Here is a 26,438-nt window from a genome sequence, read left to right as displayed (position 1 = left end):
TGGCATGAATCTAACTGCTTTTTTTGATATTGAGGTTAGCCCGAAAAGTGAGCAAATACTTGACATTGGGTGCGTACTATCAAGTGGGGCAGTATTTCACAGAAATATGCTCAATGAGTTCGTCGCCTTTACGCAGCCTGCCGATTTTCTCTGTGGACACAATATCATCGCTCATGACCTGGTCTATTTACAAAAACAATTAGGTGACCCTGGCTGGGGCCTAGACAGGACCATCGACACCTTGCCGCTTTCTCCATTACTGTTTCCTAAAAGCCCCTACCACCATTTACTTAAAGATGATAAACTCGATCCGGAAAATAATAACAATCCGGTAAACGATTCTGCTAAGGCAAGAGACCTGTTTTTCGATGAAATAGCCGCGTTTGGCCAGTTGGACGATGTTTTTAAAACTATTCTATACGCACTTTTAGCGGAGGATAAAAACTTCCGAAACTTCTTTAAATGCCTTCAGTATGCACCTAAGGTACCGGATGATGTGGGGAGCTTCATCAGGGAATATTTTTACAACAAAATTTGTGGTCAATGTGATGTTGACGCGTTAATGGCCAGCGACCCGGTTTCGCTGGCATATGCCTTAACGCTGTTGAACTGTGAAGATCGATTTTCCATTTCTCCCCCCTGGGTATTGCGAAACTATCCGGCAGTAGAAAGGTATCTTTTTTTGTTGGGGAATTCCCCCTGCGTAACCGGTTGTAGCTATTGCAAATTGGCCCTGGATCCTTTGCTCAGCCTGAAAAGGCATTTTGGGTTTGATGGGTTTCGAAGCTATGGCGATCAACCCTTGCAAGCAGATGCGGTTGGCGCAGCTATTCATGGAAAGTCCTTATTGGCCATATTCCCTACCGGCGGTGGAAAGTCCATTACCTTTCAAATTCCCGCCTTAATGAGCGGAGAGAATGCGAGAGCGTTGACCGTTGTCATTTCTCCCTTGCAATCGTTGATGAAGGATCAGGTGGACAACCTCGAGAAAAAAGGCATTACAGCTGCTGTGACCATAAACGGCTTGCTCGATCCCATTGAGCGCAGTAAGGCGATTGAAAGGGTTGAAAATGGGCTTGCCAGTCTTTTGTACATATCGCCGGAATCACTCAGGTCTATTACCATTGAACGATTGTTGTTAAAGCGAAAAATTGCCCGGTTTGTTATCGATGAGGCGCATTGTTTTTCGTCCTGGGGGCAGGACTTCAGGGTAGACTATTTGTACATTGGAGATTTTATCAAGACCCTGCAAGAAAAGAAAAACCTGGAGTATCCTATTCCCGTTTCCTGTTTTACAGCCACTGCCAAGCAAAAAGTGATTGAAGATATTCTTACCTATTTCCAGGAGAAGCTGCAACTCAGGTTACTGTTGTTTAGGGCCAATGCGTCCAGAACCAATTTAGCCTATGCTGTCCATCCCAACGCCACTGAAGAGGATAAATACAACCAGTTGCGAGGTATCCTCGAAAGTCAGACCAACGCATCCATTGTATATGTTTCCCGGACAAAAAGAGCCAACAAGCTTTCGCAACGATTGGCTGAGGACGGTTTTGATGCGCGGCCCTTTCATGGTAAGATGAATAAAGATGAGAAATCGCAAAATCAAAAGGCTTTTATGGCTGGAGAATGCGATATTATCGTCGCAACATCTGCCTTTGGAATGGGGGTAGACAAAAGTGATGTAGGTGCTGTGGTACATTACGATATTTCGGACTCATTGGAGAATTATATGCAGGAAGCAGGAAGGGCGGGCCGTGATGAAAAGATGAAGGCAAATTGTCATATCCTGTTTGACGAAGAAGACCTGAATAAGCACTTCATTCTCCTGAACCAAACTAAGATAAGCAGTAAGGAGATCAATCAAATCTGGAGGGCCATAAAGGAGTTGACCAGAACGAGAACAAAGGTGTCGAACTCGGCGCTTGAAATAGCCCGAAAAGCAGGATGGGATGATAGTATCAATGAGATTGAAACGAGGGTGACAACTGCCATCGCTGCCCTGGAGGATGCCGGATACCTAAAGCGGGGGCAAAATATGCCACGTGTTTTTGCCAGCAGTATCTTAAGTAAGAATGCACAAGAAGCCATTGATCGTATCAACGGCTCAGAAAAGTTTTCCGACCATCAGAAAGTACAGGCCGTTCGCATTATTAAAAAGCTATTCTCCAGTAAAAGCAAGCGATTGTCGACCGAAGAAATGGCCGAATCGAGGGTTGACTATATTTCCGACCAGTTGGGGATTGTGAAAGAGGAGGTGATCAGGGTCATTGAATTGATGCGGGAGGTGAAAATACTTGACAAAACGCAAGACCTGACGGCTTTTATCAAAAGAACGGAATCAGTCAACAAATCCTTATCAATAGTAGAATCCATAAAGAAGCAAGAAGAGGAGTTGCTGGCCATACTGAAAGAAGAAGACGTCTATCACTTGAAAGAGATCAATGAATCTCTACTTGCAGCTGGTGCGGTGGATAGTTCCCTGAATAACCTGAAGACGATCCTTAATTTCTGGGCGATTAAGAACTGGATTAAGCGGCAGCAGCAGGCCTCCTCAAAAAATTATGTCAAAATAACCTTATTGATCGAAAAGAGCTTATTTAAGGAGAAGCAGGAAAAACGTCACCTGTTGTCGAGATTGATCGTCGAATACTTATTTAAGCAATCCAACGAAATAACCAGGCCCGACGAAAAGCAGGAAGAGGTATTGATTGAGTTCTCCATCCAGGAGTTAAAGGAAATGATCGAGGCGAGTCAGGGTATGTTTTCGTTGAAGGCCACCATAGATGATATCGAGGATACGCTCTTTTACCTGTCCAGGATCGAGGCCCTTAAAATTGAAGGAGGCTTCCTGGTTGCCTACAATAAACTGACGATCGACCGTCTCGAAACGAACAATCGAAAGCAATATACGGAAAGCGATTATGAACGCTTAAAACTGTATTACGAACAAAAGGTGCAGCAAATTCACATCGTTGGGGAATACGCAAAAAAGATGATCGCGAATTACAAAGAAGCTTTGCAATTTGTAGACGATTATTTTGGCTTAAACTATTCTTCTTTTCTGTCGAAATATTTTCCGGGAAGCAGACAAAGCGAGATTAGGCGAACCCTGACCCCGGAAAAGTTTATGAGGTTGTTTGGTGATCTTTCTCCTGCGCAACTGAAAATTATCAATGATGCAGCCAGTCAGCATATTGTTGTGGCTGCCGGCCCCGGAAGCGGCAAAACCAGGGTGTTGGTGCATAAATTGGCATCTCTTCTGCTAACGGAAGATGTTAAACATGAGCAGTTACTGATGTTGACTTTTTCCCGCGCTGCAGCTACTGAATTCAAAAAACGATTAATCGAGTTGATCGCTAATGCTGCGCATTATATTGAAATAAAGACCTTTCACGCTTATTGTTTTGATTTACTCGGGAGGGTTGGTAACCTGCCGGCAGCCGAGCAAATTATAGCCACTACGGTGAGCAAGATCCGGAATAAAGAGATCGAGGCATCTAAAATCACGAAAACAGTGCTGGTCGTTGACGAGGCACAAGATATAAATACCGATGAATACGAACTGGTCAGCTGTTTGATGGAGGAGAACGAAGATATGCGGGTCATATTGGTAGGGGATGATGATCAAAATATTTATGGGTTCAGAGGAGCTGATGCTGCCAACATGCAGCGATTAATTACCGATAAAACGGCAACTAAGCATGAACTGGTTGACAATTATCGTAGCAGAAAAAATATTGTGTCTTTTTGTAATGGTTGGGTATCAACCATTGAGCATCGGCTAAAAGATTTCCCCTGCTTTGCCATCCAGACTACGGACGGCGTAATTGATATTGTTGAATACCTCCATGGAAATATTATTGTACCGCTGTCATCGGCCATTCAGCAGGCCCCGCTGTCAGGATCGACTTGTGTGTTGACGACGACCAATAAAGAAGCGCAACTATTGGTAGGATTATTAACTCAGATGGGCTTGCCAGCCAAGCTCATTCAAACCAACGATGCATTCAATCTCAGTGTACTGTATGAATTGAGGTGCTTTACGGATTTAGTCGATCAACACAATGACGATCCACTAATCGTGGAGGAAGAATGGGCGGTAGCCAAGCGAAAATGGATGGAGCTGATAGGAGGGAGTAATAAAAAAGAATTGGCTCTTTCAGTGATAAATGCCTTTGAATCGGTTAATACGGTTCGGAAATACAAAAGCGACTTGAACGCCTTCTTGTTTGAATCCAGGATCGAGGATTTTGTGAAGATTGATTCCGAAGTGATTTATGTTTCTACGATTCATAAAGCAAAGGGCAAGGAATTTAACAATGTGTTCCTGTTGCTAAAAGATTATTATCCCGGGAATGATGAAGCAAAGAGGCTTTTTTATGTCGCAGCGACCAGGGCTAAATTCATGCTGGCAATTCATTATTACGGAAATTACCTACAAGGTTTTTCAGGAGAGCATACGAACTACTATAAAGATGATCGTGTCTATGCTGGGCCGGCTCAAATTGCAATCGATCTGACACTCAAGCATGTTTACCTGGGATACTTTGCACGCGTGCAGCACCAGGTGTCTGAGTTGGTAAGCGGGGATAGCCTACAGGTCGCGGAGGAAGGGCTTAAAAATGATAAAGGTGATCTGGTTGTTAGATATTCTCAGAAATTCAAGGAAAAACTAAGTGAACAAGTTCGACTGGGCTTTAAGGTTGTCGAGGCAAAAGTGAATTTTCTGGTTTATTGGAATGAAGAAGAGAATAACCGCGAGCTAAAAATTATACTCCCCCATCTGCTATTGAAAAAAATGTAATATCATAAGAGTTGGCGTCTGCCAACTAACCAGCAGGCGCCGATCGGGTTTATTTTTTCAATCGATGCAACGTCTTCACCAACAAATCCACATCGGCACAGGTATTGTAAAACGCCAGGGATGGACGCACCGTACTCTCCAGCCCAAACCGACGCAGAATGGGCTGCGCGCAGTGGTGACCGGTTCTTACGGCAATCCCTTCCTGGTTGAGCGCCTGGCCTACCTGGTCATTGGTATAGCCCTGTAGGGTAAACGACAGCACACTGGCTTTTTCTTTGGCGGTGCCGATGAGCCGTAGCCCGGGAACCTGCTGCAACAACCGGGTAGCATATTCCAACAAATAATGTTCATACAATGCGATGTTGTCGATGCCCAGCTTGCTGACATAGTCGATGGCTGCACCGAGCCCTACGGCGTCGGCAATATTGCCGGTACCCGCTTCAAAGCGCCCCGGCGCATTGTGGTATTGCGTATGTTCAAAAGTGACATCCTTGATCATGTTACCGCCGCGCTGCCAGGGATCGGTGGCATTGAGCAACACTTCTTTGCCATACACCACACCAATACCGGTAGGACCAAATACCTTATGGCCCGAGAATACAAACCAATCGGGATTCAGTCCCTGTACATCGGTACGGAGATGCGAAACAGACTGCGCGCCATCGAGTAATACTTTTGCCCCTGCCTGGTGGGCCAGGTCGATGATCGCTTTGGCAGGCGTGATGGTGCCCAGTGCATTGGAGACCTGGGTAAAGGCCACCAGTTTTGTTTTGCTATTGAGCAACTTCGTGTATTCTTCCAGCAATACCTGCCCATCCTCATCGACCGGTACTACACGTAACTTCAATCCCTTCTTAGCCGCCAGTTGTTGCCAGGGCACAATGTTGGCATGATGCTCGAGATGCGTGACAATGATCTCGTCACCCGCCTGCAGGTATTGTTCGCCCCAGCTCTTGGCCACCAGGTTGATACCTTCTGTGGTACCGCGTACGAACACGATCTCATTGGGCGACCCGGCATTAATATACGTTTGCACTTTCTTACGGGCACTTTCATAAGCATCTGTAGCACGTGCGGCCAACTCGTGCGCAGCCCGGTGTATGTTGGAGTTCTCGTGCTGGTAGAAATAGCTGATCCGGTCGATGACCTGCTTCGGCTTCTGCGTGGTGGCCGCATTGTCGAGCCAAACGAGTGGCCTGCCGTTGACCCGTTCTGCAAGAATGGGAAAATCTTTCTTCACCGTATTGACATCGAAACCCCACGGGTGAAACTCTGGTGAACGATGCTCCTGGAAATAATACGCAGGTGGTTCCTCCCACGACTGGCCCAGGTGAGGTAGCTGAGGCAGACTTCCGGTACCGTGATGAGTAGGTAGCTGTGAAAAGCCGGTTGGCGATGACGGCGTCAAGGCCAATGCGGCCTGCAGGTTGAATAACTGTTGCGTTTCGCTTTCAAACGGTAAATAATCGGTCAGTCGCAAGGCAGGCGAGAAGAGGCTATCACCGGATACAGAAGGCGATACCCCTCCCTGCAGGTTTTGATCGGGAAAACCCGTTTGCGGATGGTCGAAATTGATGTTGTTGCCATGCAGCACACCGGCCGGCGATTGACCACTGCCACCCACGGAAGGTAGTGCGGGATGCAGCTGCGCATCCTGGTGAAAAAATGCATTGGCAAGTTTGTCCAGTGCGGCGATATCAGGCAGCCCCGGCTGATTAATATTTGTACTCATGGTAATTGTCGATTTCAACGTCATCCAATACTGCGATCGCATCGTCTACCAGTACTGCCAATGAGCAATACAGGGAAACGAGGTAGGAGGCGATGGCCTTGTCATTGATGCCCATAAACCGCACGGATAAGCCGGGTGATTGTTCGCCCTGCAGGCCAGGCTGAAACAGGCCTACCACACCCTGGCGGCTTTCGCCGGTGCGCAGTAAGATGATCTTGGACTTACCATTTTCGATGGGTAATTTATTGGAGGGGATCAACGGAATACCACGCCAGGTGATAAAGGGCGAGCCAAAGAGGTTGACGGTGGGTGGTGGTACACCACGGCGTGTACACTCACGGCCAAAGGCAGCGATGGCCATTGGGTGCAACAGGAAGAAACCAGGTTCTTTCCACACCAGGGCGATCAACTCATCGAAATCATCCGGGGTGGGCGCGCCCACACGTGTTTTAATGCGCTGGCTGGCCGCCACGCTGTGCAGCAGTCCATATTCCTGGTTGTTGATCAATTCGCTTTCCTGCCGTTCTTTGATGGTCTCTATGGCCAGGCGCAGCTGTTCGCTGATCTGGTTATACGGCTTGCTGTACAGATCGGATACACGGGTATGTACATCGATGATCGTTTGCACGGCCGCGAGGTTGTATTCCCGCGGGTTGTCGATGTAGTCGACGAAGGTTTGGGGCAATACCCGTTCATCGCGGGCGGAACAGTCGACGACGATGGCCCCCGCATCTTTGACCTTGTTGAGCCGGTATACCCCCGATTCTACGGGCACCCAGTTCAGCAGGCGGGTAAGCCAGCGCGGACTGATGGTGACCATTTGCGGTACGGTACGAGTGGCGATCGCGAGTTGCCGGGCGGCCACATCGCCCAGGGCGGTTTGCTGATAATTGGTGATTTGTTCTGCCATAGAAGGTATTGTTTAGAAGTATATGGATACCTGCGCTATGCACTGTTGCGCATACCGAGTCTTTGTCCGGATGAACGGCGGACAGCCATTAACTTGCATCGGAAAAAAGAATCCATGTAAACCTGACCTGCAGGGTGCGGGTCTCCTTCGTACAGCGCGCTACAATGGTTGATGGGAAATGATCGTAGGTTAAATATAAGTCATGCTATTTGTTTTGCCAATTTATTTGTAATGGTTAACATTGGATGACCAAGACACGCATGTTTAATTTGAATGCGGGGGCCACCGGGTGGCCTGCTACTAACCAACAATCAGCTAGAAAGTATGATCACGAGAAAGCAACTATCGATTGGAGATATCTACCGTTTTGCCGGACAGCACCTGTTGTGGCTGATCCCCTGGATGACGGTGGTGCCGGCACTTTATTACTTCACGCAGTGGGATTTTATCCGCATCCCCTGGTTACCACTATCGTTGATCGGTACCGCCGTAGCCTTCTACGTCGGTTTTAAAAACAACCAATCGTACGACCGGCTTTGGGAGGCGCGGAAGATCTGGGGGGCGATGGTCAACGACAGCCGGAAACTGGCTACGATGATCAAACAATTCCGTGCCGGTGCCTCCGCGGATAACACCGGGCATGATAAGATCCGGAAAGAGATCGTGTTCCGCCATATTGCTTACCTGTATCAACTGCGCGAGCAGCTGCTCAAACCCACCCGGTGGGAGCATGTGCAGTTGCCCTGGATCTATGGCAGGTTTAACCAGCGCCGGCGGGATAAATATTTCAATAAGTTTAAAGAAGAGCACGAACAACTGGATACAAGACCTTATCTATCTGCCGATGAAAAGCAAGCCATTGCCCGTTATACGAATAAGGCGACGCAATTGCTGGATCGTCAAACAGCTGCCGTGCAAGGGCTGTTTGAAAGCAATCTTATCAATTCGATGCAGCAGGTAAACCTGCAGGCCGTGCTGAATGGTTTTTATGAGGAGCAGGGTAGGGCGGAGCGCATCAAGAACTTCCCGTTTCCCCGGCAGTATGCGAGCCTTAGTTTCGTGTTTGTGTGCCTGTTTGTATTCCTGTTGCCCTTTGGCATTGTCAGTGAGTTTGCCAAGCTGGGCGAGGGTATGATCTGGCTGTCCGTGCCCGTGGGCGTCATCATCGGGTTTGTATACGTGATGATGGAACTGATCGGCGATTATTCCGAAAACCCATTCGAGGGGTTGCACAACGATATTCCAATGTTGGCGATCTGCCGTACCATCGAGATCGATCTGCTTGAAATGATCGGCGAAACAGCTATTCCAGCGCCTGTACAGCCGAAGAACAACATATTGCTGTGAGGTTGGTACTTGCCCGGCACGGGGTATCAAACTGCTGGGGATAGCTTATCCGGCTCAAATATTTTACAATAGCTAAGAATCTTTAGCTATGATTTTATGGCTATTTCGTTGGCCATGAAATTATAGCTAACTGAGGGCCATTTTGTGCATCCGGTAAATTTTCTATCTTTGCCCCATCTTTAAAAGCTACCAATCTTGCGTCATGTAATGGATCGCACATATTGAAACCTGGTTAACGCGCAACGCCCGTTGCGCAAGGAATCTTATTGCTGATCAAAAAACAACTTTACATGGCTATTTCACGAAAATATGGCCGTACGGGGCATTACCCCTTTTCGCCGGGCACTACCAGCGATGACCGCATCCTGCACGATTATTGGGATCATGTGCAGTGCATACCCACTTTGGTGCATACCGAAAAGCTCGACGGAGAAAACAACTGCCTGTCGAAATACGGCGTGTTCGCACGCTCGCATGCCGCGCCGACCACCAGCCCCTGGACGGAAACGCTGCGCCAATACTGGCATAGCATACGCCACAAACTCGGCGATCTCGAGATCTTTCTCGAGAACCTGTATGCCGTGCATTCGCTGCGCTATCAATCGCTCGAACAGCACTTTCATGTGTTCGCGATCCGCGAACACGATCGCTGGCTGAGCTGGGAAGAAACGACCTTCTATGCCCACCTGCTGGAGCTGCCCACCGTGCCAGTGATCAAGGTGGTCGACCAGCCGGCCAACCGCAAGGCCTTCGAAGCCGACGTGTTGCAGATCGTTGCTGGCAAAGGGGCTTATGACCCCGTCAATGCCCACGACGGCTCGGAGGCAACGATGGAAGGAATTGTTTCGCGCAACGCGGCGGGGTATGCAGTCGATGATTTTGCGCACAATGTATTTAAGTATGTACGCAAAGGGCATGTCAAAACGGACCAGCATTGGACCCGTCACTGGCAAAGAGCCCGGTTAAAACAGGAAGGAGGAACGCATGTGGACACTCAGTGACCATAAAGACTGGCACTACCTCGAACAGCGGTTTCCGTGGGTAGCCGATATGCGGTCTACCCCGCAAGACCCTATACACCACGCCGAAGGTGACGTGGCCATTCATACGCAACTGGTGATCGAGGCACTCCGCAAGGAACCTGCTTTCCAGGCATTGGAACCCCAGGCGCAGGAAATACTGTGGGCCGCGGCCCTGCTGCATGATGTGGAGAAAAGAAGCACGACGGTCAAAGAGCCCGATGGACGGATCGGTAGCCCCGGTCATGCGCGCAAGGGCGCCCAAACTGCGCGGCGGCTCCTGTACAAGGATATCCCAACACCGTTTGCCATCCGTGAGCAGGTTTGGGGACTGGTCCAGCACCACAGCATTCCGCTGTGGTTGCTGGAACGGCCCGACCCCACCAAGCTGGCGATACAGGTGAGCATGGAAGTAAATACCGCCTGGCTGGCGCTACTGGCCCGGGCCGATATGAAAGGCAGGATCGCCCCGGATATACCCGACATGCTGTACCGTATCGATTGTTTTGAAGAGTTCTGTAAGGAACTTGGCTGTTGGGGTACCACCCGGCCGTTCGTGACAGACCATGCCCGTGTGCATTACCTGCAGGCGGAAGTTAGCTACCCGGATTATGTACCGTATGTTACGCCCGCCATGGAAGTGGTGTTGATGAGCGGCTTGCCGGGCGCCGGCAAGGATACTTATGTGCGTCAGCAGTACAAAGACTGGCCCATCGTATCGCTCGATGCATTACGGATAGAGATGGGGTACGCGCCGGATGATAAGCGTGGCAATGGCCGCGTGATCCAGGCTGCCAAAGAACTAGCCAGGGAGCATTTGCGTGCACAACGGTCCTTCGTCTGGAATGCCACCAATACCACCCGGTCGATGCGGACGCAACTGATCGACCTGTTTGGTTCGTACAAGGCGGCGGTTCATATCGTGTACGTGGAAGCGCCCTTTCAACAATTGATGGCACAAAACAAGGGCCGTACCGCGGTAGTGCCACCTGCTGTGGTCGACAAACTGGCCAATAAACTGGAAGTGCCCTCTCCCGTAGAGGCACACCAGGTTACCTATATCGTGTAGTGGTACAAGTTTGCAACAAAGCCCTGATGAGTGTATATTCATGCCATGAATCAGCTTATCAGGGCTTCTTTGATTTCCGGCATTTCCATTTTTGCAGCAGGCGTCATTTGCTTTTTCTGTGGAGGGCCGGTGCTGACGGCGGTGATCATCTGGGTGTTTCCCGGTCCTGTTTACAGCGGCATACTACTGCTCTATAGTGGTAAACAATCTACGGTGCGGGCTTTCTTTTTCCTGGTATCGGCGATGGCCTTTTATTTTGTAGTCTTATTCCTGATAAGTTCTGGTCCAGGGATGACCAAAGGCACGCCATATCAATTGTTGGCCGTGGGCGGATTGTCTTTTGTGGGCCTGATCTTGCTCTACAATATTTTCCTATTAAAGGGACGCGGCCATATGCGGTGGATGCGGCTATTGTGGACTGGTACCAAAGCTTCTTTGCCGGCGGGCGTTGCTTGCTGGGTTGTCCAATTATTCTATAAACCCGACCTGGAGCATGGCCCTTTTTTCTATGTGGGTGTGCTGAGCCTGTTCCCTTTATGGCAATATTTATTCAGTCAGCAGGTGCTGGCGATGGCTGCCTCCATCCCGCCAGCCCCCCGTGTCGCTGATCTGGTACCTGCTTCCAAGGATTGTTAATTCTTTCAGAATGCACTTGTTGTATTACGAAGTGTTCGTAGATTTAGGAACCTTAACTATTTTTATGAGATACTTCTGCTCCCTTAGCCTTTGTTGCCTCCTCTATATGGCCGGCTATGCGCAACCTGCCGGTACGCCCGCGATTGGAGATGCCGAGTACGACCAATTCGTTGCCAGCCGCCCCATACCGGTAATTACAGGTAAGTTACTCAATATAACTCCCGAGGCATTGCAAAAAACGGTCATCGAATACTCGCTGGTAACGCCCATGGGCCAGGAGCAGAAAACGACGCGCCCCGCTGCCGATGGCAGCTTTCGCCTGCCGCTGGACTATGCCTTTCCTTATCAACAGATCTGGTTCAATATCGATAGCCTGTTTTATGCAGGGATCTATGCGTATGAAGCATTAGAGCTGGAGCTGGATGTCGCCAAGATCAAAGCGGCGGGTGGTGACCTTAACTGGAATGGCCCCGGTGTGCGTTTCCTGGGCAAGGATGGCCCCCTCAACGAATACATGAACAACTATATCCTGTTCCGGCGCAAAGAGCAACTGGCACTGGGTAATCGCATGCACCAGGTGGGCCGCTCGGGCAAGCCGGTCGCCGCGGAAGTGGAAGCGGCCTATCGACCTATTTTCGATTCGCTGAAGCTGATCCAGGACGACTATATTGCTACCCACCCATCTCCCTATGGCTGGATACTGGACAACGAGCGGTTGTCGGAGTATTACGGACAGCTTTGTGTAAGTTATTGGTTTCACAATATGGAAGCGCCTTTGTTTGCGCAGGTCCGCCAACACCGCACCTATCTGATGTCCAACGCAAGTACGCTGCTGGCCAGGTACCTGGGCAATTACATCAAGTGGCACCCAGCCAACCGCACAAGCGTGCATCCCAAAGAGCTGGCGGCAATGCCCGGTGTAACGGATTTCGAAAAATCGTATATCGACTCGCTGCAGATGGTACAATGGCCCAACAGCACCGATACGATTTCCGTTGCTACGCGACAAAGATGGGTAAGCCAGTTACAGCGTTTGATGCAGCCATTGCAGCAACAGCGATCCCTGGCGAATTGCATTCGTTTTACCGACAGCGTCTTTACGGCGCCACAGGCCGACGTGCTGAAGTTGTGGTTGAATGATAGCCGCGATGTGGACGAGCGCAAAGCGGCCCTCGAGCAATTGTTGCCATCCATGCAAACCAACTGGAGCCGTCAGTTAGCGCAAAGCAAGTACGACGAAACAGTCACCAGGATCGCTTCCATCAACAAAGCACTGGCAGGTAGCGGTACCGGAACCAATATGGCGGCATTTGGTAAGCCACTGCTGGAAACCGGCTTCGGCGCTTCGCTATACAAGGTGACCAATATGAACGCCACGCAATTCCTGACCAACCTCAAACAAAGCTTTCCGGGAAGGGCGATCGTATTCGACTTATGGGCCACCTGGTGTGCCCCCTGCCTGGGTGAGATGCCGCACAGCAAGAAGCTGCAGCTGTCTTCCAAAGAGCTGCCCGTGGTATTTGTGTATGTATGTACCACCAGCGGATCGAACGAAGAAAAATGGAAAAGGAAGGTGGCAGAACTGGAGCAGCCCGGCGTACATTTTTTCATCGACAATACCCTGGATGCCGAGATCCGGAAATTCTTCTCCTTCAGCGGTTATCCCGGCTACGCATTCATCGATCGGTCGGGTGTGTACAAGGCCGGCGCCATCACCAGGATCTCGATGGTCGACAAGCCGGCACTGGCGGCACTCGTGCAGTAGCCGCCATATCTGACTGGGGTTTCGTATATTGTAGAATATACCCCCAGGATGCGTCATCTCAACTACCTGATTGGCTGGCTCCTCGTCTACATCATTGGCTGCCCGGGTCTGTTACAGGCCCAGGCCGATAAGGATGTAAAGCTACCTGCCGTGGCTTTGGCCATTACCTTGGAGCGCGGAGCTGTCGAGATCGGCGACTCCATTCCCCTCGTCGTGCAGCTGTCCAATGGGGCTGCCATACCGGTATCTAACCTGCGGTTATCCTTGAATGGCCCTGCCTTTGTATCCTTACGCAGTATGGATGTTGCCCCTGGAGACTCGATCCGGTTGGGCGAACTGGTCCCCTTCACAGCCACCAACCGCAATGGCCTGCGACTGGTCGTGGCTAAAAATGCGCTGGTGGGTGATTTCAACCTGCTGTTTACCCTGTCGTATACCTGGCAGCAAAAGGGCGTGGTGTACCACAACCAGGCGGTGATCGAAAAACCACTGCACATCGGTTTGCTGGGTACCGACAAGATCATCGGTATTCCGTTGGCATTTGCCCAATTCATCGTGCCCGGTTTGTTTTTCCTGTCGCTGCTGGCATTGGTGAAAGTGCCTTTCGCGAAGGCATTGGATACGCAGGAGAAGCTGGTATTCAGTGTACTCATTTCCGTACTGTGTCTGTTTCTGGTGAATTATATCGGTAGCACCTCCGGCTGGAGCTTTGCCCGGCAGTTGTACGAGGGCAATACCATCAGTCTCGAAAAACTGTTTTACCTGGCACTGGTCGGTGTGGTATTGGGTGGGATGTTTTGGGGAGGTTATGAAACTCGGCAATACTTCAAACGCATCCAACTGGCCCGGCTGGCTTTTCGCGAAGATGACAAACCGGTTGAATTGGTGTGGAAAGCCCTCAAGCTCAATCCGCGTTATGAAGGTCACCCCTGGATGTTTACCTGCAAGGACGAACGGGTTTATTATTGTGCCCATTATTTCGAAACAGACCTCCACTATATCCTGGTGGGCGTTTATAAAATCTCAAAGGGAGATTTACAGCCGAAACAAGAAGAACAACTCCGGCAATTCGGCGACGGTAAACAGTTTTACCAAACCAGTAGAAACCTGTTGAAGCTGCTGGACTATAGTAAGGAAGCAGGTATCACATTGCACGAGCGCAACCTGGTAAAACAGCAGAAGAACGATGAGTTGGCAGAGGCGGGTATGTTTTATGCGATCGGCAAAGACGAACTCCGGTTGAAGCAACATGTAGTGATGGATCATATGAAACTGATCGTGTTGGACTAAAAACAGCATACCGGCCTTGCGACCGATATGCATTAATCAGCTAGATTACCCTTGTAGGGACTGACGTCTCCTTTGCAGGGATGTCTTCTCCTTTGGGAAATCGGGCATTTTCAGTAGTAATAACTGCTGTCAGACGCTGACAGTACTTGTATCTTAAAGGTAGTTTTTTTTACAGATAGTCCCAATTTTTTGCCATGGCCTATGCATTCAAACACATTACGGTAGCTGCCTTCGAAATTCATCCGGCCATTGCGCTGGTCAAGGCACCCCAAAAGAATTTCCTGCAAACCAATTTTGCCTTTCTGACCAGCAAGTCGGCGTATGCGCAGCAATACTGGACAGCAGCCCCCGTGACGACGGCCAGCTTTTCCTTCAAAGGCATGCCGGCCAGGCAGCTGGAAAAAAGCCATTTCTGGAAATCGTTGTGCGATAGCCGGTCGGCCGGCAACAACCCCGATGTATGGGCCTTGCAAATCCCCTTTGTGGGTCGCTACCAAAAGGCAGACCTGCAGCTGCACCAGGAAGCTCCTGGCATCACCTGCTCCATCGTTCCCATGATCTATCTGTGCACGATGGGTTGGTCGATACAGTTGAAGATCGATGTGGAAGGAGACATCAAAAAAGCCCAACTGATCGATCTGATGGGGTGGCTGGCGGGCGGCGCCAATGGCGGATTCTCCCTGCGCATCGGAACTGCGACCATGACGGTGAAAGAGGTATTCCGTCATTTCAATAACCTGGTGCGGGAAGAGGTATATGTAAAGGGAACGCAACCCGATGGCGGTATCAAGATCTTCCGGCAACAGCTATTGTCGGTCAATTCGTACGAAGGTAGCATGGAGGCCTATCCGAAGATGCCGAGTGATGAAAAAGCCTTGATGCGTAGCCTGTTGTACGGTCGATCCATCCAACCGCTGAACCTGGTACAGGAGGAACGTGATTACCCGGTTACCAAAACGATCATTTCCGGTTCCGGCGTCAACTTTGCGCTGTCGGATTTTGAGCGTGGTACCCTGATCTTCCTGCAACGGGAAGCGAACAATCCGCATCCGGTCAATCGCGAAAACAAGCGTAAAGTGGTTTGCTTTGCCAGCAACTGTAAGAACTGCCTGTTGCTGTCGTACCTGATGTGGCAATTCTACACACAATCCGGCAGTGCCGTTGCCGGTAGTGTATGGGCAGGCCTGCGAGACGATGTATTGCTCACGTTGAAATCTATGCCAGTCAATTTCAGCAACACGTTCTGTAAAAACCTTTTTGCGCAGCACAGTGGCATTGCCGGCCTGCTCAAGCAATAGCTGTGGGAGCCAATCCCAGCGCAGGAACCTGCGCGCGTTGCCGGCAAATAATTGCGCGTGTTTAAACTTCTGCCTATCTTGAAGATGGATGGCCACCACCCTCCATCTCCTTTCCATGAAATACCGGCTGCTCTTATATAGCGTATTGTTGCTGATGGCGATTGCCATCGATACACAGGCACAAACCACTGTCCGCGACTCGCTGGCCGTTGTTGCGCTGATCGACCGCGCCGAATCTTTTTTCTCTGCTTCTAAATACGACTCAGCTTTGTACTACTGCGACCTTGCAGAAACCTATAGCCGCCGGCAAGGCTACCGGAAAGGCGTGGGGTATGCAGGCATCGAGCGTGCCGATATCCTGCTGGATAAAGGCGACCTGGAGAAAGCCAGCACGCAGGCGGGCAAGACGCAGGCATTGGGGCTGCAACTCGCCGATCCCCTGCTGGTGGCCATTGCCCAACTGCAACAGGCACAGGTGAAGATGTATGGTGGCCGGTACGACGAAGCCATTCCTTTATTCGAGCAATGCACCAGGGAGTATTTTGCCAAGCATCCTACCCGGTACGGTGCCCTGGCCTACAATGATTTTGGGTACACCTACGGCATGAAGGGCGACCTCACCAACAAGGCCGCTTGCCTGTTGCGCTCCGTCGGCATCTATGAATCGCTGGGCGCCGGTTATGACGGGGAGAAGGCCGCCGCTTACAACAACCTGGCCACCCTGTATTATGAGCTGAAACAAAGCGACAAGACCATCGAATATGCCAAGCAGTCTATCCTATACCGGGAGAAAGCGGGGGATATCGCCCGCCTGTCGCTGGGTTGTTGTAACCTGAGCCAGTTTTACCTGGGGGTCAATGCGGCCGAGGCGCTGCGGTACCAGCAGTTGTGTGTGCAATATGCCCTGCAGTCGGGCGAAGAACAACGCATCGTACATGCGTATGTAACGGCTTCGCTGATCGCCAGCGACCAGCAGGATACCGCTGCGGCCCTGGAGTATGAATTGAAGGCCATCGCCTTGTTGGAGCGCAGCGGTCGTGATCCCATGATGTTGTCGCGGCGTTATATCGCCGCGGGCATGGCCTATAGCCGTACCGACCCCGCAAAAGCCCTGCATTATTACGACCAGGCCCGGCAATTGGCCTTATCCCGCAAGGACAAATTCAACCTGCGTGATTGCTATTATCAACTGGCCCTATTTTACAAGGGCAGGGCACAGTTCGATTCGGCCTATACCCACTTCAACCAGTATGTGGGGTACCGCGATAGCATCATCAAAGACAGAACGACGGCTGATATTGCCGAACTGGGCACGAAATACGAAACGGAGAAAAAAGACAACCTGATCACCCGGCTGCATGCGGAGCAACGCATCAAAGCGCTGCAACTCGAAAAGCAGCAGGCCTTGCTGGCGGGTAACCTGGCGGAGGCCGGCCGGCGGCAACAGGAGATCGACCTGCTGTCGAAAGAGAAGGAGTTACAGACATTGCGGATCCACCGGCAGCAAGAGCAGCTCGAACGGCAACAGCTGCTGGCCAGCAACGCACAGCAACAGTTGGCACTGGCAGATAAAGAAAAGCAATTGCAGGAGCGCCAGTTGAAGGGGTCAAGAGCTACCCGTAATTTCTTGCTGGCGCTGTTGGCCGTGACGGGTATCGCCGCTTATTTCCTGTTCAACCGCTACCAGTTGAAAAGGCAGCTCCGCGAGCAGGAAGCATTGCTATCGGTACGCAATCACATTGCGCAGGACCTGCACGATGAGATCGGCTCAACCCTTACGAGCATCAAGATCCTGTCGGAAGCATCGGGTAAAAGCCTGCAGCAGGATAGTGGTAGAGCCCTGGCGTTTATCCGGACCATCTCCGAGCAATCGGCAGCGGCCCAACAAGGCATCAGTGATATCGTATGGGCCGTAAAGCCAGAGAACGATAAACTGGAAAATATGGTGATCCGCATGCGCGAGTATGCAGCGCAGACACTGGAGAGCCGGCAGGTACGTACGGAGATCCATCTCGACGAAGGTTTGCTTCATACCGCCCTGGATATGCAACAACGCCGTGACCTGCTGCTCATCTATAAAGAAGCCATCAACAATATCGCCAAATATGCCCGGGCTACCACTGTCTCGGTGAAGCTGGAACAGCAAGGCCATTACCTGCACCTGCAGATCAGGGATGATGGAGTAGGGTTCGATCCGGCCTTGCCCCGCTCGACCAGTGGCCTGCTCAATATGCAGCAACGTGCCCGGGCGATGCAGGGTGTTTTGGTGATGGAGACTGCGCCCGGCAAGGGTACGGTCATCGATCTGCAACTGCCGCTTACATGATCATGTAGCGGCTGATCTGTCAAAGGCATTTATTTTTACGATATGGCGATACGGGTACTGGTATATGATGACAATGAAGCGCTGCGGGCCAGCATAGGAGTATTGATCGATGGCGAGGAAGGTATGGAACTGCTGGCCGCATTGCCCAATGCGGAGACCGTAGAAACGGATATCCGGCAACTACAGCCCGATGTGGTGTTGATGGACATCGACATGCCTGTCGTAAACGGCGTTACTGCAGTACAAAGGATCCGCGCCATCGATGCCAGCCTGCCGGTCATCATGCTGACCATTTTCGATGATACCGACAATATTTTCCAGGCCGTTTGTGCCGGAGCTTCGGGCTACCTGCTCAAGCAATACATAACCGATGAATTGTCTGGCGCCATCCGGATGGTGCTGGCAGGTGGCGCGCCCATGACGGGGTCGGTAGCTAAAAAAGTATTGACGATGGTGCCGCGGGCAGCGGTGACACAACCGGAAGCGAACGGATTGTCGGAAAAGGAAACAGCGATTTTACAGTTACTCGTGCAGGGATACAGTTATAAAATGATGGCGACGGAGCTGGGCGTCAGCATCGATACCATCCGTTTTCACATCAAGAAGATCTACGATAAACTCCACGTGCATTCTGCAGCCGGCGCCGTTTCGCGGGCGATCCGCGACAAGCTGGTATAAGGATATCGCCCTTCAGCACATCAATATGTAGTTGTGGCACTTCGACCAGCACAGTAGGTTTGGGTGAAATAACCACACCATGAAACGCTACCTACTGCTGCTATGGCTTTTGATCGCCGGCTACCTCACGCAGGCACAAGCACCCATCCCCAAGCGGGTGGAACAACGGGCCAAAGACAAAGCCAACAACCGTGTCGACAACAACATCGACAAAGGCCTCGATTCTGCTTTCAACAAAACAGGCCGCGCCATCGGCAATATTTTCAAGAAGAAAGACAAGAAAACCAACAGCGATACCGATGTAGCCATCGCCAACGGAAAAAACGCCAGTAACTCCGGTACAGGACCAGCCACCAGCACGCGCCCCAGCAACGCCGGTACTACCAGTGGTGGCAGCGATTTTGAACCGGGTGGTAAGGTGTTGTTCGAAGACCACTTCGACAAAGACCGGCTCAACGATTTTCCCGCCCAATGGAATACCAATGGCAGCGGCAAACTCGTGACCATTGGTGGCGAAGTCGGCAAATGGCTGGATGTCGTGCACAACTGTATCATCGTGCCCGACTTTAAAGGATCCTTGCCCGACAACTGCACGATCGAATTCGACCTGTTCCTGCGGTCGGAAGGCGGGCGCAGTACGCCCTTTATCCAGTTTGGCCTGAGCCAGGTAAAAGATATCCTGCGGGAAGACCTGTTTTACCAGCCACGCTTTTTTATCAATCTGCACCGCTATACCGAAGAAGATGGGAAGACCCTGGAATATGGACTGGGCAATGACGTGATCGGCAACAAAAGCAATTTCCCGCTGACGGCTTATGTCAACAAGGTACTGCATGTCGCGATCGCCGTGAATAAATCGCGCATCCGGCTCTACCTCGACGATCAAAAGCTCATAGACCTGCCAAAGGCACTGACCACCGGTATGCGCAATACGTTTTTCCTCAACAACAATGCCGTGATACCGGCGTCAGAAACCGGTATGCTGGTGGGTAATGTCCGCATCGCTTCGGCAGAGACAGATGCCCGCAGCTTGTTGGTGAAGCAACTCTTGGAAGAAGGCAAGGCAGTAACCAATGATATATTATTCGATGTAAACAGTGACCGGATCAAAAAGGAATCTTTTGCCATCATCGACCAATTCGGTGATGCCCTGCAAAAAACACCTGCGCTCAAGATCCGGATCGTGGGTCATACCGACAATGATGGTAACGATGCTGACAACCTCAGCCTCTCGCAGCGCCGGGCAGCCGCTGTGAAGACCTATATCACCGAAAACTATGCGGTGGCCGGGTCGCGCATCCAGACCGACGGTAAAGGCGAAAGCCAACCGGTGGCCACCAACAACAGCGCAGATGCGAAAGCCCGCAACCGCCGGGTAGAATTTGTAAAACTATAAACCAGCTGCTATGCATAAGTTATACCTGGTATTGGTACTCGGGCTGGTGGCGGTGCAGGCGTTGGGGCAGGGGGGCGAGCTTAGGGATAGCGCGGCCATCTTTGCCTGGCGGGCGGCAGTGCGCCGCGCACCGGTGCTCACAGGGGCATCGACACCCCGTATCATTGTACCGCATGAGCGGCTTTGCTTCAACATGGAATTTGACCTGAAGATCACGACGCCCGTAAAGATGGCAGAGCAATGTATGTTTGTCAACAACAGCACCGGGGTGATCGGCCTGTTGCCGACCCATGAAGACGGACTCGTGAATATGCTTTTTCCGGAGCTGGCCGATTTCTCGTTCCAGGTGATGAGTATGACGGGCAATATCTATCACTACCACAACAACAAAGGCAAGAACAATACGATCGAAAAATGGGTGAGCACGGGCAATACCAACGAGCATCCCTATCTGCAAATGGCAGGTATGTTTACCGGCGCCGTCGACCTGCAACGCAAAAATGCGACGGAGTTGTATTGTAACGGACGCATGCGGGCGATGGCCTACCGGTTCTCGACCCACCCGGATATGACCTGGTACCTGTTTGGCGAGCGGTTTCCCGAGAAACTGCACCCACGCAAATTCCTGGGCAATATGGGCGTAGGGTATCTGGCTACCGACGAGGGACTGTATGTGGTGACGGAGTTTCGCACGTCGGGCTATAGCTGCCGGGTCACGAACACCGAGGTCACGAATACCTGCCTGAACACGGCGGAGTTTGTGGAGCGGGAACAAACCTATTATAACCAGCAAGCACAAAACATCACGCGGGAAAAAGAGAAGCTGGACAAAGCAGCCAGGAATGCCAGTGGGGCCTGCGCTACCGAACGGATCGCCCTGATCAACTACAAAAAGGAGCAACAAAACAAACGGGAGCTGGCCTTGCTGCAGGCACGCACGGGCAATGCCCACCAGCAGAACAGTGCCACCCAGCGCAGCCTGGCGGCGATGATGGATCCGCTGGTGGTGGTGCAGGAAGATATCCTGACGACCAAGCTGGAGATCTGCAAGGCGCAAAACAGCACCAGTACCAAAACCCGGGAAAAGCTGGGTTGCCTCACCAGCCAGCTGGGGCAGTTGATGGAACTGGAAACGGAACTGCGCGTGCTCGATGCCCGGCATGCGAATGAACCGGGGCGGGCGATGGCGGAAAAGAGCAAGCGCTACCTGGAGCGCAAGCCGCGGGGCTGTTAGCAGACTGGTACGATAATGAGATTCCTGGGCTAGAAATTGGAACGCGGGAATTGGTTGCGCAGGCAGGGAAAGACTATGTTTACAGGAATTTGTAACGTGCAACTATTACCTGAAAACTGTAAACGAATGCCCATTTCCTTACAACAAATTGCCGGTGGCTTACTGGCAGTTTGCCTGGCTGCTGCTTCCTCCGCCGCTGCTCAGCAACCCACCATCTTTTTAGCCGACCCTACCATCTTTGCCGATAAGGGCACCTATTACCTCTATGGTACGGGCCATAACCATGGTTTCCCGGTGTATGTATCTACCAATGGTAAATCCTGGCGCCAGCCGGCTGACACCGCGCAGCGACTGGCCCTGAAGCAAGGGGAATCTTATGGCACCACCGGTTTCTGGGCGCCGCAGATCGTGCAATACAAAGGCAGTTATTATATGGCCTATACCGCCAATGAGCAAATTGCGATTGCCAAGGCAGCCAGCCCGGCGGGTCCATTCCAGCAAACCACGCTAACAGCTCTCAGCGGCAGTGGCCGGCAGATCGATCCTTTCCTGTACTTCGATGAAAGCGGTAAAGTATATCTCTATCATGTGAAGCTGCAAAACGGCAACCGCATTTTTGTGACGGAAATGAAACCTGATCTGTCGGATGTGATACCGGGTACAGAAAAGGAATGCATCGCCAGTACGGAAGGGTGGGAGAACACTGCCAAGGCTGAGTGGCCGGTGGCCGAGGGCCCTACGGTATTGAAGCGCGAGGGGGTGTATTACCTCATCTATTCGGCCAACGATTTCCGCAATAAGGATTATGCCGTGGGTTATGCGACGTCCAAGTCGCCGGCAGGCCCCTGGACCAAATACGTAGGCAACCCCATCATCAGCCGCAACAACTTCGGATACCCAGGTACGGGGCATGGTGATGTATACTTCGATGCGAAAGGGGGGATGCATTACGTACTGCACACGCATCGTTCGGAAGCCAGGGTATCGCCAAGGGCGACAGGTGTGGTCGACCTGCAGTTCAAACCCGTGAAGGATGCACCGGCTGTGCTGGAGGCTGTTCCCGGCTCCTTTCAATGGCTGGAAAACAGGTAGTCCGGGATTGTCCATTTCTGCCCTTAACAATGTCTACACCACACCCCGTGAAACCGGGGCAGGAAGCCTAGCTTTACGAAAATTAACATTGTATGAGTACCGCCGATTTTACGTTTACCTTGCTGACCGATCAAACACCACAGCAAGTTTTCAAAGCCATTACGAATGTACGTGCCTGGTGGTCGGGCTATCATGCAGAAAATGTGGAAGGGGGCACGGAGCAGCAGGGCGATGAATTTACTTTTAGTGCGGCAGATGGGCTGCATGTGACCCGGCAAAAGCTGGTGGAAGTGATACCCGATCGGCGGGTGGTGTGGCTGGTCACCCACAGTGCGCTCAACTACCTGCAGCAGCCTGCGGAGTGGACCGGCACCAGGGTGCGGTTTGACATTGCCGAAAAGGGCGGCCAAACAGAACTGGTATTTACGCACGAGGGGCTGACGCCCGACATCGAATGTTATGATTCCTGCGCGCCGTCGTGGACACAATATCTGCAAAACAAACTGGCGCCGATGATTGGCGCCAGCTAATGGCGTTGCCGGGTGGCTGCACGGCCGCCACCCGGGAGTACGTTTATTTTATCCAATCTCTGTCGTACTCCAGCAGTACTTCCTGTTTTTCATTGATCACGGCCATGCTGATCGAATTTCTCGTCCAGGGGGAAGTCATGATGTTTGCGGTGAATGACATAAAATGCGCGTTGTTGTTCAGGCGACCTTCCGTCATCGGGCAATTGCTGGCGCAGCTCCAGGATTTCTCATCTACTACATAATTCACGTTGATCGCTTCTCGTTGTACGCCCAGCAATAATTTCGCTGCAGTCTTCGACCGGAACTCAAACCAGCTGTCGTACACATCTTCCGGTACGAGGATCACCACTTGTCCGTTGGCGCTTGACTTTACATTTCGTTTTATCCATCCGTTGCCATTGGTGGCGCTGGGACCCGCAATGCTGATGTCTTGCGGTTGATCGGCGATCAGGATCGCTTTGATGAGCACGTATTGCTGGCTGAGTTGGTTGACCGTTTTGGTATAGATCTCCACGTCGGCATTCCAGGTGCCCGGTGTCAAAGTTTTTGTAGACGCGATCAGCTTATTGTCTTTTTTAACGAGGCGCTCTTGGACCCGCGTGCTGCTGCCTACGAGGCGGAAGATGACGTCGGCCGAATCGATGTTGGGCATGGATACGGCCGATGACTGCAGGTCGATGGTAAAGCCTTTGGGGTCGGCGACCGGAGGCTGCGTAGGACCATCCGATTTACTGCAGGCGGCGAAGACGCTTACTGCGGCGGCAATGGCGAAAACGATTTTGTTGTTCACGACTATACTTTGTACAAAATTAACGCGGGGTGGCTTGCAGGCCACCCCGCGTCGGTATGAATTGGGGAAAAGGGGTCGTGAAATGGGGGAGGAGGATTGCTGCGCTTGCTTTCACTTGCCACACGCTATCGGGAAATCCCCTTACGAATAAGGGAAACTGACAAGTGTGTGACAATACTGATCGCCATCATTTCTTGTTTTGCACTCCATTTACTAATGCTGATGATCTATTCGTTCTCTATGTTCAGTTGCTTCTCCGGGTTCTTCATGCTGTACAATACCTCCCGGAAAGCCAAGTTATCCACGACCGGCCGTTTTGAGCAGTGGCTGCAAACGCATCCGCCCGTTGCCAAAGCCGCTGGATTGGCGCTGATCGTGGTTTCCTTTGTCGTACTGGCTGTATCGCTGGGCATCGGCGTCGGCATCCTGACGGCGCTGTTGCTGCTCATGGCGGCGGCCTCCCTCATCGTGATGATCGCCCCCCTGCAATACCTGAAACTGAAGCATATTGCCTTGCTCGCTGCCGGAACCATTTTACTGGAAACTTTATTCGCCTGATACATGCCCGCCAATAAAAAATACCTGACCACCTCGCCCCTGCAAAGAACCCTGAAGATCTCCGCCGGCATCCTGGGCGGTTATCTCGTGTCACTGGCCTTTTTGCAGTGCACCATGTCCTTCCTGCCCAAGAAAGACGTGTTCGTGACAGGGCACTTCACCAACTATATCATCTGGGCCACCCTGATGGTGGTAGCCTTCCTCTCCACCAATGGCTGGAAGGTCTGGGGCTGGTACCTGCTGGCCTGTGTCGTATTGATGAGTCCTTATATCTACCAACACTACTTTTAATCGATCCTGATGAACCTGAGGCGCTACAATATTTATTTCCATACCCATACCATCAGCGGCATCATCATCTCCGCTGTACTGTTCGTGATCTTCTTTGCCGGTTCTTTTTCTTTCTTTAAATCGGAAGTCTCGGCCTGGCAAAAGAATATGCCACATCTCGAGGGGCGTTCCATCAATTTCAACCAGGTCATCGATACCGTCGCTACCAAACACAACCTCTATGGTCGTGAGGTATCGATCAGTATGCAGCCACATGCCCGCCAGATCGGTGTGTATGTGTCCGAATCGAAAGACACCGTCCACAACAAAGCCGAAGGCGGCTTCTTTTACCTCGATCCCGAAACCTTCAAGGCTACCAAATACGAAGATTCATACGACCTGAGCGAGTTCCTGTACCGCCTGCACTTCCTCGCACAGGTAAATGATATTGCAGAGGTAGGCTTTCCCCTCGGCTACTACATAGCGGGTGGTGTCGCCTTTGTTTTCCTCTTCGCCCTTATTACCGGCTTGCTGGTACATTGGCAGAAGATCGTGTCCAACTTTTATATCTTTCGCCCCTGGGAGAAACTGAAAACCGTTTGGACCGACCTCCACACCGCCCTCGGTGTGATCACCTTTCCCTTCCTGTTTGTCTTTGCCGTAACAGGCGCTTATTTCCTCATCAGTTTTCCGCTGTTTACCCAGCCGACCGTGCAGATGCAGTACGGCGGTAAAACGGATTCGCTGTGGTCGGCACTGGGTTATGGGTCGCACGAGCTGGCCATGAAACAACAAGCCGCCGCGCAACCCGACCTAAACCACTATGTAGACCTGGCTGCTAAAAAATGGGACAGGGCCATCATCAACCACGTAGAAGTATTGAATTACGGCGATGCCAGCATGCAGGTGCATGTAGGTGGTGCCTTACCACGCGGGGAGCAGTTCAACAGCCGGGGCGAACTGGTTTTCGACGTCGCCAGCGGTGCCATCCTGAAAGAAGAAGATCCCGCCTCGAGCCCCCACTATGCGCAGGTGGTGGAGAACGCTGTGTACGAATTGCATTTTGGAGAGTACGGCGGTTATGGTACCAAGATCATGTACTTTCTGTTGGGTATCTGTAGTTGCTTTGTCATCATCTCCGGTGTGTTGATCTGGCTGGTTGCCCGGCAAAAGAACAATATACCCGAGAAGAAACGGGCATTCAATCTATGGCTTACCCGGGTATACCTGTCTGTTTGTATGAGTATGTTCCCGGTGACCGCCGCTGCGTTTATTGCAGTGAAGTTGTACCCCGATGGCGGTAAACCTTTTCTCTATCATTTTTATTTCTGGCTGTGGCTGGCCACCAGTATCGGATTCCTCTTTCAGAAAGACATTTATAAGATCTGCCGTCATTGCCTGCTGGCAGGTTCCGTGATCGGTATCTGTATACCCGTCACCAATGGCCTCGTGACGGGCAACTGGCCCTGGGTGAGTTATGGGCGGCACTACCACGATATACTACTCATCGATACCTTCTGGATCCTTGTAGCATCGGGCAGCTTTATCTGTTGGTGGCTGGCGAAGCGGAAACAGGCGCGGGCAACCTCATCGGTGAAGCAAGCTGTGGCTAAGCCGGTACCAGCTGTCGTATAATGGGCTCACAATACTATGGCGATGGTTGTACGATCATAGATTTCCTTTCTGCGTAAACG

The 26,438-nt window shown here is 51.5% G+C and carries 20 protein-coding genes; 17 read left to right on the top strand and 3 right to left on the bottom strand.

Annotated features, from left to right (window positions below; translation table 11 throughout):
• The first annotated feature begins 4 nt into the window (after positions 1-4).
• Complete coding sequence (locus P2W70_RS31970) at positions 5-4,804, top strand: RecQ family ATP-dependent DNA helicase (protein ID WP_276485680.1); 4,800 nt, start codon at positions 5-7, stop codon at positions 4,802-4,804.
• 49 nt (positions 4,805-4,853) lie between these two features.
• Here P2W70_RS31970 and P2W70_RS31965 read toward each other — a convergent pair whose 3' ends face one another.
• Together P2W70_RS31965 and P2W70_RS31960 are read right to left on the bottom strand one after the other, a co-directional pair.
• Complete coding sequence (locus P2W70_RS31965) at positions 4,854-6,536, bottom strand: family 2A encapsulin nanocompartment cargo protein cysteine desulfurase (RefSeq protein WP_276485679.1); 1,683 nt, start codon at positions 6,534-6,536, stop codon at positions 4,854-4,856.
• On the bottom strand, positions 6,520-7,446 hold the full coding sequence (locus tag P2W70_RS31960) for a family 2A encapsulin nanocompartment shell protein (protein ID WP_276485678.1): 927 nt from the start codon (positions 7,444-7,446) through the stop codon (positions 6,520-6,522). Before P2W70_RS31960 ends, P2W70_RS31965 begins: the two co-directional genes overlap by 17 nt.
• 324 nt (positions 7,447-7,770) lie before the next feature.
• Here P2W70_RS31960 and P2W70_RS31955 point away from each other — a divergent pair, with 324 nt between their 5' ends.
• The 13 genes from P2W70_RS31955 (at position 7,771) to P2W70_RS31895 (ending at position 23,126) form a co-directional block, all read left to right on the top strand.
• Positions 7,771-8,793 (top strand): bestrophin family protein, encoded by a 1,023-nt coding sequence (locus P2W70_RS31955; RefSeq protein WP_276485677.1) that lies wholly within the window; start codon positions 7,771-7,773, stop codon positions 8,791-8,793.
• Positions 8,794-9,083: 290 nt separating this feature from the next.
• Positions 9,084-9,794, top strand: a complete 711-nt coding sequence (locus tag P2W70_RS31950) for an RNA ligase family protein (RefSeq protein WP_276485676.1) — start codon at positions 9,084-9,086, stop codon at positions 9,792-9,794.
• Positions 9,778-10,881, top strand: coding sequence for an AAA family ATPase (locus P2W70_RS31945; protein WP_276485675.1), 1,104 nt, complete (start codon positions 9,778-9,780; stop codon positions 10,879-10,881). Before P2W70_RS31950 ends, P2W70_RS31945 begins: the two co-directional genes overlap by 17 nt.
• Before the next feature lie 45 nt (positions 10,882-10,926).
• Positions 10,927-11,517, top strand: coding sequence for a hypothetical protein (locus P2W70_RS31940; protein WP_276485674.1), 591 nt, complete (start codon positions 10,927-10,929; stop codon positions 11,515-11,517).
• Between the two features lie 64 nt (positions 11,518-11,581).
• Positions 11,582-13,282, top strand: coding sequence for a TlpA family protein disulfide reductase (locus P2W70_RS31935; protein ID WP_276485673.1), 1,701 nt, complete (start codon positions 11,582-11,584; stop codon positions 13,280-13,282).
• A gap of 48 nt (positions 13,283-13,330) precedes the next feature.
• Positions 13,331-14,572, top strand: coding sequence for a COG1470 family protein (locus tag P2W70_RS31930; RefSeq protein ID WP_276485672.1), 1,242 nt, complete (start codon positions 13,331-13,333; stop codon positions 14,570-14,572).
• Between the two features lie 194 nt (positions 14,573-14,766).
• Positions 14,767-15,870 carry a hypothetical protein gene (locus P2W70_RS31925; RefSeq protein ID WP_276485671.1) on the top strand — a complete coding sequence of 368 codons (1,104 nt, stop codon included), beginning with the start codon at positions 14,767-14,769 and terminating at the stop codon, positions 15,868-15,870.
• 115 nt (positions 15,871-15,985) lie between these two features.
• A complete protein-coding gene (locus P2W70_RS31920) occupies positions 15,986-18,196 on the top strand; it encodes a sensor histidine kinase (RefSeq protein WP_276485670.1) in 2,211 nt (736 codons plus the stop codon).
• Between the two features lie 42 nt (positions 18,197-18,238).
• Positions 18,239-18,874, top strand: coding sequence for a response regulator transcription factor (locus P2W70_RS31915; protein WP_276485669.1), 636 nt, complete (start codon positions 18,239-18,241; stop codon positions 18,872-18,874).
• A 79-nt stretch (positions 18,875-18,953) separates the two neighbouring features.
• On the top strand, positions 18,954-20,270 hold the full coding sequence (locus P2W70_RS31910; RefSeq protein WP_276485668.1) for an OmpA family protein: 1,317 nt from the start codon (positions 18,954-18,956) through the stop codon (positions 20,268-20,270).
• Between the two features lie 10 nt (positions 20,271-20,280).
• A complete protein-coding gene (locus P2W70_RS31905) occupies positions 20,281-21,504 on the top strand; it encodes a hypothetical protein (RefSeq protein WP_276485667.1) in 1,224 nt (407 codons plus the stop codon).
• Between the two features lie 126 nt (positions 21,505-21,630).
• Positions 21,631-22,596, top strand: coding sequence for a glycoside hydrolase family 43 protein (locus P2W70_RS31900; protein ID WP_276485666.1), 966 nt, complete (start codon positions 21,631-21,633; stop codon positions 22,594-22,596).
• Between the two features lie 92 nt (positions 22,597-22,688).
• On the top strand, positions 22,689-23,126 hold the full coding sequence (locus P2W70_RS31895; RefSeq protein ID WP_276485665.1) for an SRPBCC family protein: 438 nt from the start codon (positions 22,689-22,691) through the stop codon (positions 23,124-23,126).
• A 43-nt stretch (positions 23,127-23,169) separates the two neighbouring features.
• Here the strand turns inward: P2W70_RS31895 and P2W70_RS31890 are convergent, their stop codons facing one another.
• Complete coding sequence (locus tag P2W70_RS31890; protein WP_276485664.1) at positions 23,170-23,916, bottom strand: hypothetical protein; 747 nt, start codon at positions 23,914-23,916, stop codon at positions 23,170-23,172.
• 168 nt (positions 23,917-24,084) lie between these two features.
• Between P2W70_RS31890 and P2W70_RS31885 the strand changes: the two genes are divergently transcribed.
• Genes P2W70_RS31885 through P2W70_RS31875 form a run of 3 tightly spaced genes read left to right on the top strand, consistent with a single transcriptional unit; the run spans position 24,085 to position 26,379 of the window.
• Entirely contained in the window at positions 24,085-24,474 is a 390-nt protein-coding gene (locus P2W70_RS31885; protein WP_276485663.1) for a hypothetical protein, read from the top strand.
• Positions 24,475-24,477: 3 nt separating this feature from the next.
• Positions 24,478-24,765: a hypothetical protein gene (locus P2W70_RS31880; RefSeq protein ID WP_276485662.1), complete on the top strand. Its 288-nt coding sequence runs from the start codon at positions 24,478-24,480 to the stop codon at positions 24,763-24,765.
• A 9-nt stretch (positions 24,766-24,774) separates the two neighbouring features.
• The gene (locus P2W70_RS31875; protein WP_276485661.1) at positions 24,775-26,379 is read left to right on the top strand and encodes a PepSY-associated TM helix domain-containing protein; all 1,605 of its coding nucleotides are present in this window, start codon (positions 24,775-24,777) and stop codon (positions 26,377-26,379) included.
• Positions 26,380-26,438: the final 59 nt, after the last annotated feature.

The sequence above is a fragment of the Paraflavitalea pollutisoli genome, from assembly GCF_029360705.1.
Classification (GTDB): Bacteria; Bacteroidota; Bacteroidia; order Chitinophagales; family Chitinophagaceae; genus Paraflavitalea; species Paraflavitalea pollutisoli.
The sequence above is the reverse complement of the archived record's forward strand: the minus strand, read 5'-3'. Positions and strand labels throughout refer to the sequence as shown.

Bases quoted from the DNA above. Each gene is read 5' to 3' on its own strand.
- P2W70_RS31970 (WP_276485680.1), top strand. From the start codon at position 5: ATGAATCTAACTGCTTTTTTTGATATTGAGGTTAGCCCGAAAAGTGAG.
- P2W70_RS31965 (WP_276485679.1), bottom strand. From the start codon at position 6,536: ATGAGTACAAATATTAATCAGCCGGGGCTGCCTGATATCGCCGCACTG.
- P2W70_RS31960 (WP_276485678.1), bottom strand. From the start codon at position 7,446: ATGGCAGAACAAATCACCAATTATCAGCAAACCGCCCTGGGCGATGTG.
- P2W70_RS31955 (WP_276485677.1), top strand. From the start codon at position 7,771: ATGATCACGAGAAAGCAACTATCGATTGGAGATATCTACCGTTTTGCC.
- P2W70_RS31950 (WP_276485676.1), top strand. From the start codon at position 9,084: ATGGCTATTTCACGAAAATATGGCCGTACGGGGCATTACCCCTTTTCG.
- P2W70_RS31945 (WP_276485675.1), top strand. From the start codon at position 9,778: ATGTGGACACTCAGTGACCATAAAGACTGGCACTACCTCGAACAGCGG.
- P2W70_RS31940 (WP_276485674.1), top strand. From the start codon at position 10,927: ATGAATCAGCTTATCAGGGCTTCTTTGATTTCCGGCATTTCCATTTTT.
- P2W70_RS31935 (WP_276485673.1), top strand. From the start codon at position 11,582: ATGAGATACTTCTGCTCCCTTAGCCTTTGTTGCCTCCTCTATATGGCC.
- P2W70_RS31930 (WP_276485672.1), top strand. From the start codon at position 13,331: ATGCGTCATCTCAACTACCTGATTGGCTGGCTCCTCGTCTACATCATT.
- P2W70_RS31925 (WP_276485671.1), top strand. From the start codon at position 14,767: ATGGCCTATGCATTCAAACACATTACGGTAGCTGCCTTCGAAATTCAT.
- P2W70_RS31920 (WP_276485670.1), top strand. From the start codon at position 15,986: ATGAAATACCGGCTGCTCTTATATAGCGTATTGTTGCTGATGGCGATT.
- P2W70_RS31915 (WP_276485669.1), top strand. From the start codon at position 18,239: ATGGCGATACGGGTACTGGTATATGATGACAATGAAGCGCTGCGGGCC.
- P2W70_RS31910 (WP_276485668.1), top strand. From the start codon at position 18,954: ATGAAACGCTACCTACTGCTGCTATGGCTTTTGATCGCCGGCTACCTC.
- P2W70_RS31905 (WP_276485667.1), top strand. From the start codon at position 20,281: ATGCATAAGTTATACCTGGTATTGGTACTCGGGCTGGTGGCGGTGCAG.
- P2W70_RS31900 (WP_276485666.1), top strand. From the start codon at position 21,631: ATGCCCATTTCCTTACAACAAATTGCCGGTGGCTTACTGGCAGTTTGC.
- P2W70_RS31895 (WP_276485665.1), top strand. From the start codon at position 22,689: ATGAGTACCGCCGATTTTACGTTTACCTTGCTGACCGATCAAACACCA.
- P2W70_RS31880 (WP_276485662.1), top strand. From the start codon at position 24,478: ATGCCCGCCAATAAAAAATACCTGACCACCTCGCCCCTGCAAAGAACC.
- P2W70_RS31875 (WP_276485661.1), top strand. From the start codon at position 24,775: ATGAACCTGAGGCGCTACAATATTTATTTCCATACCCATACCATCAGC.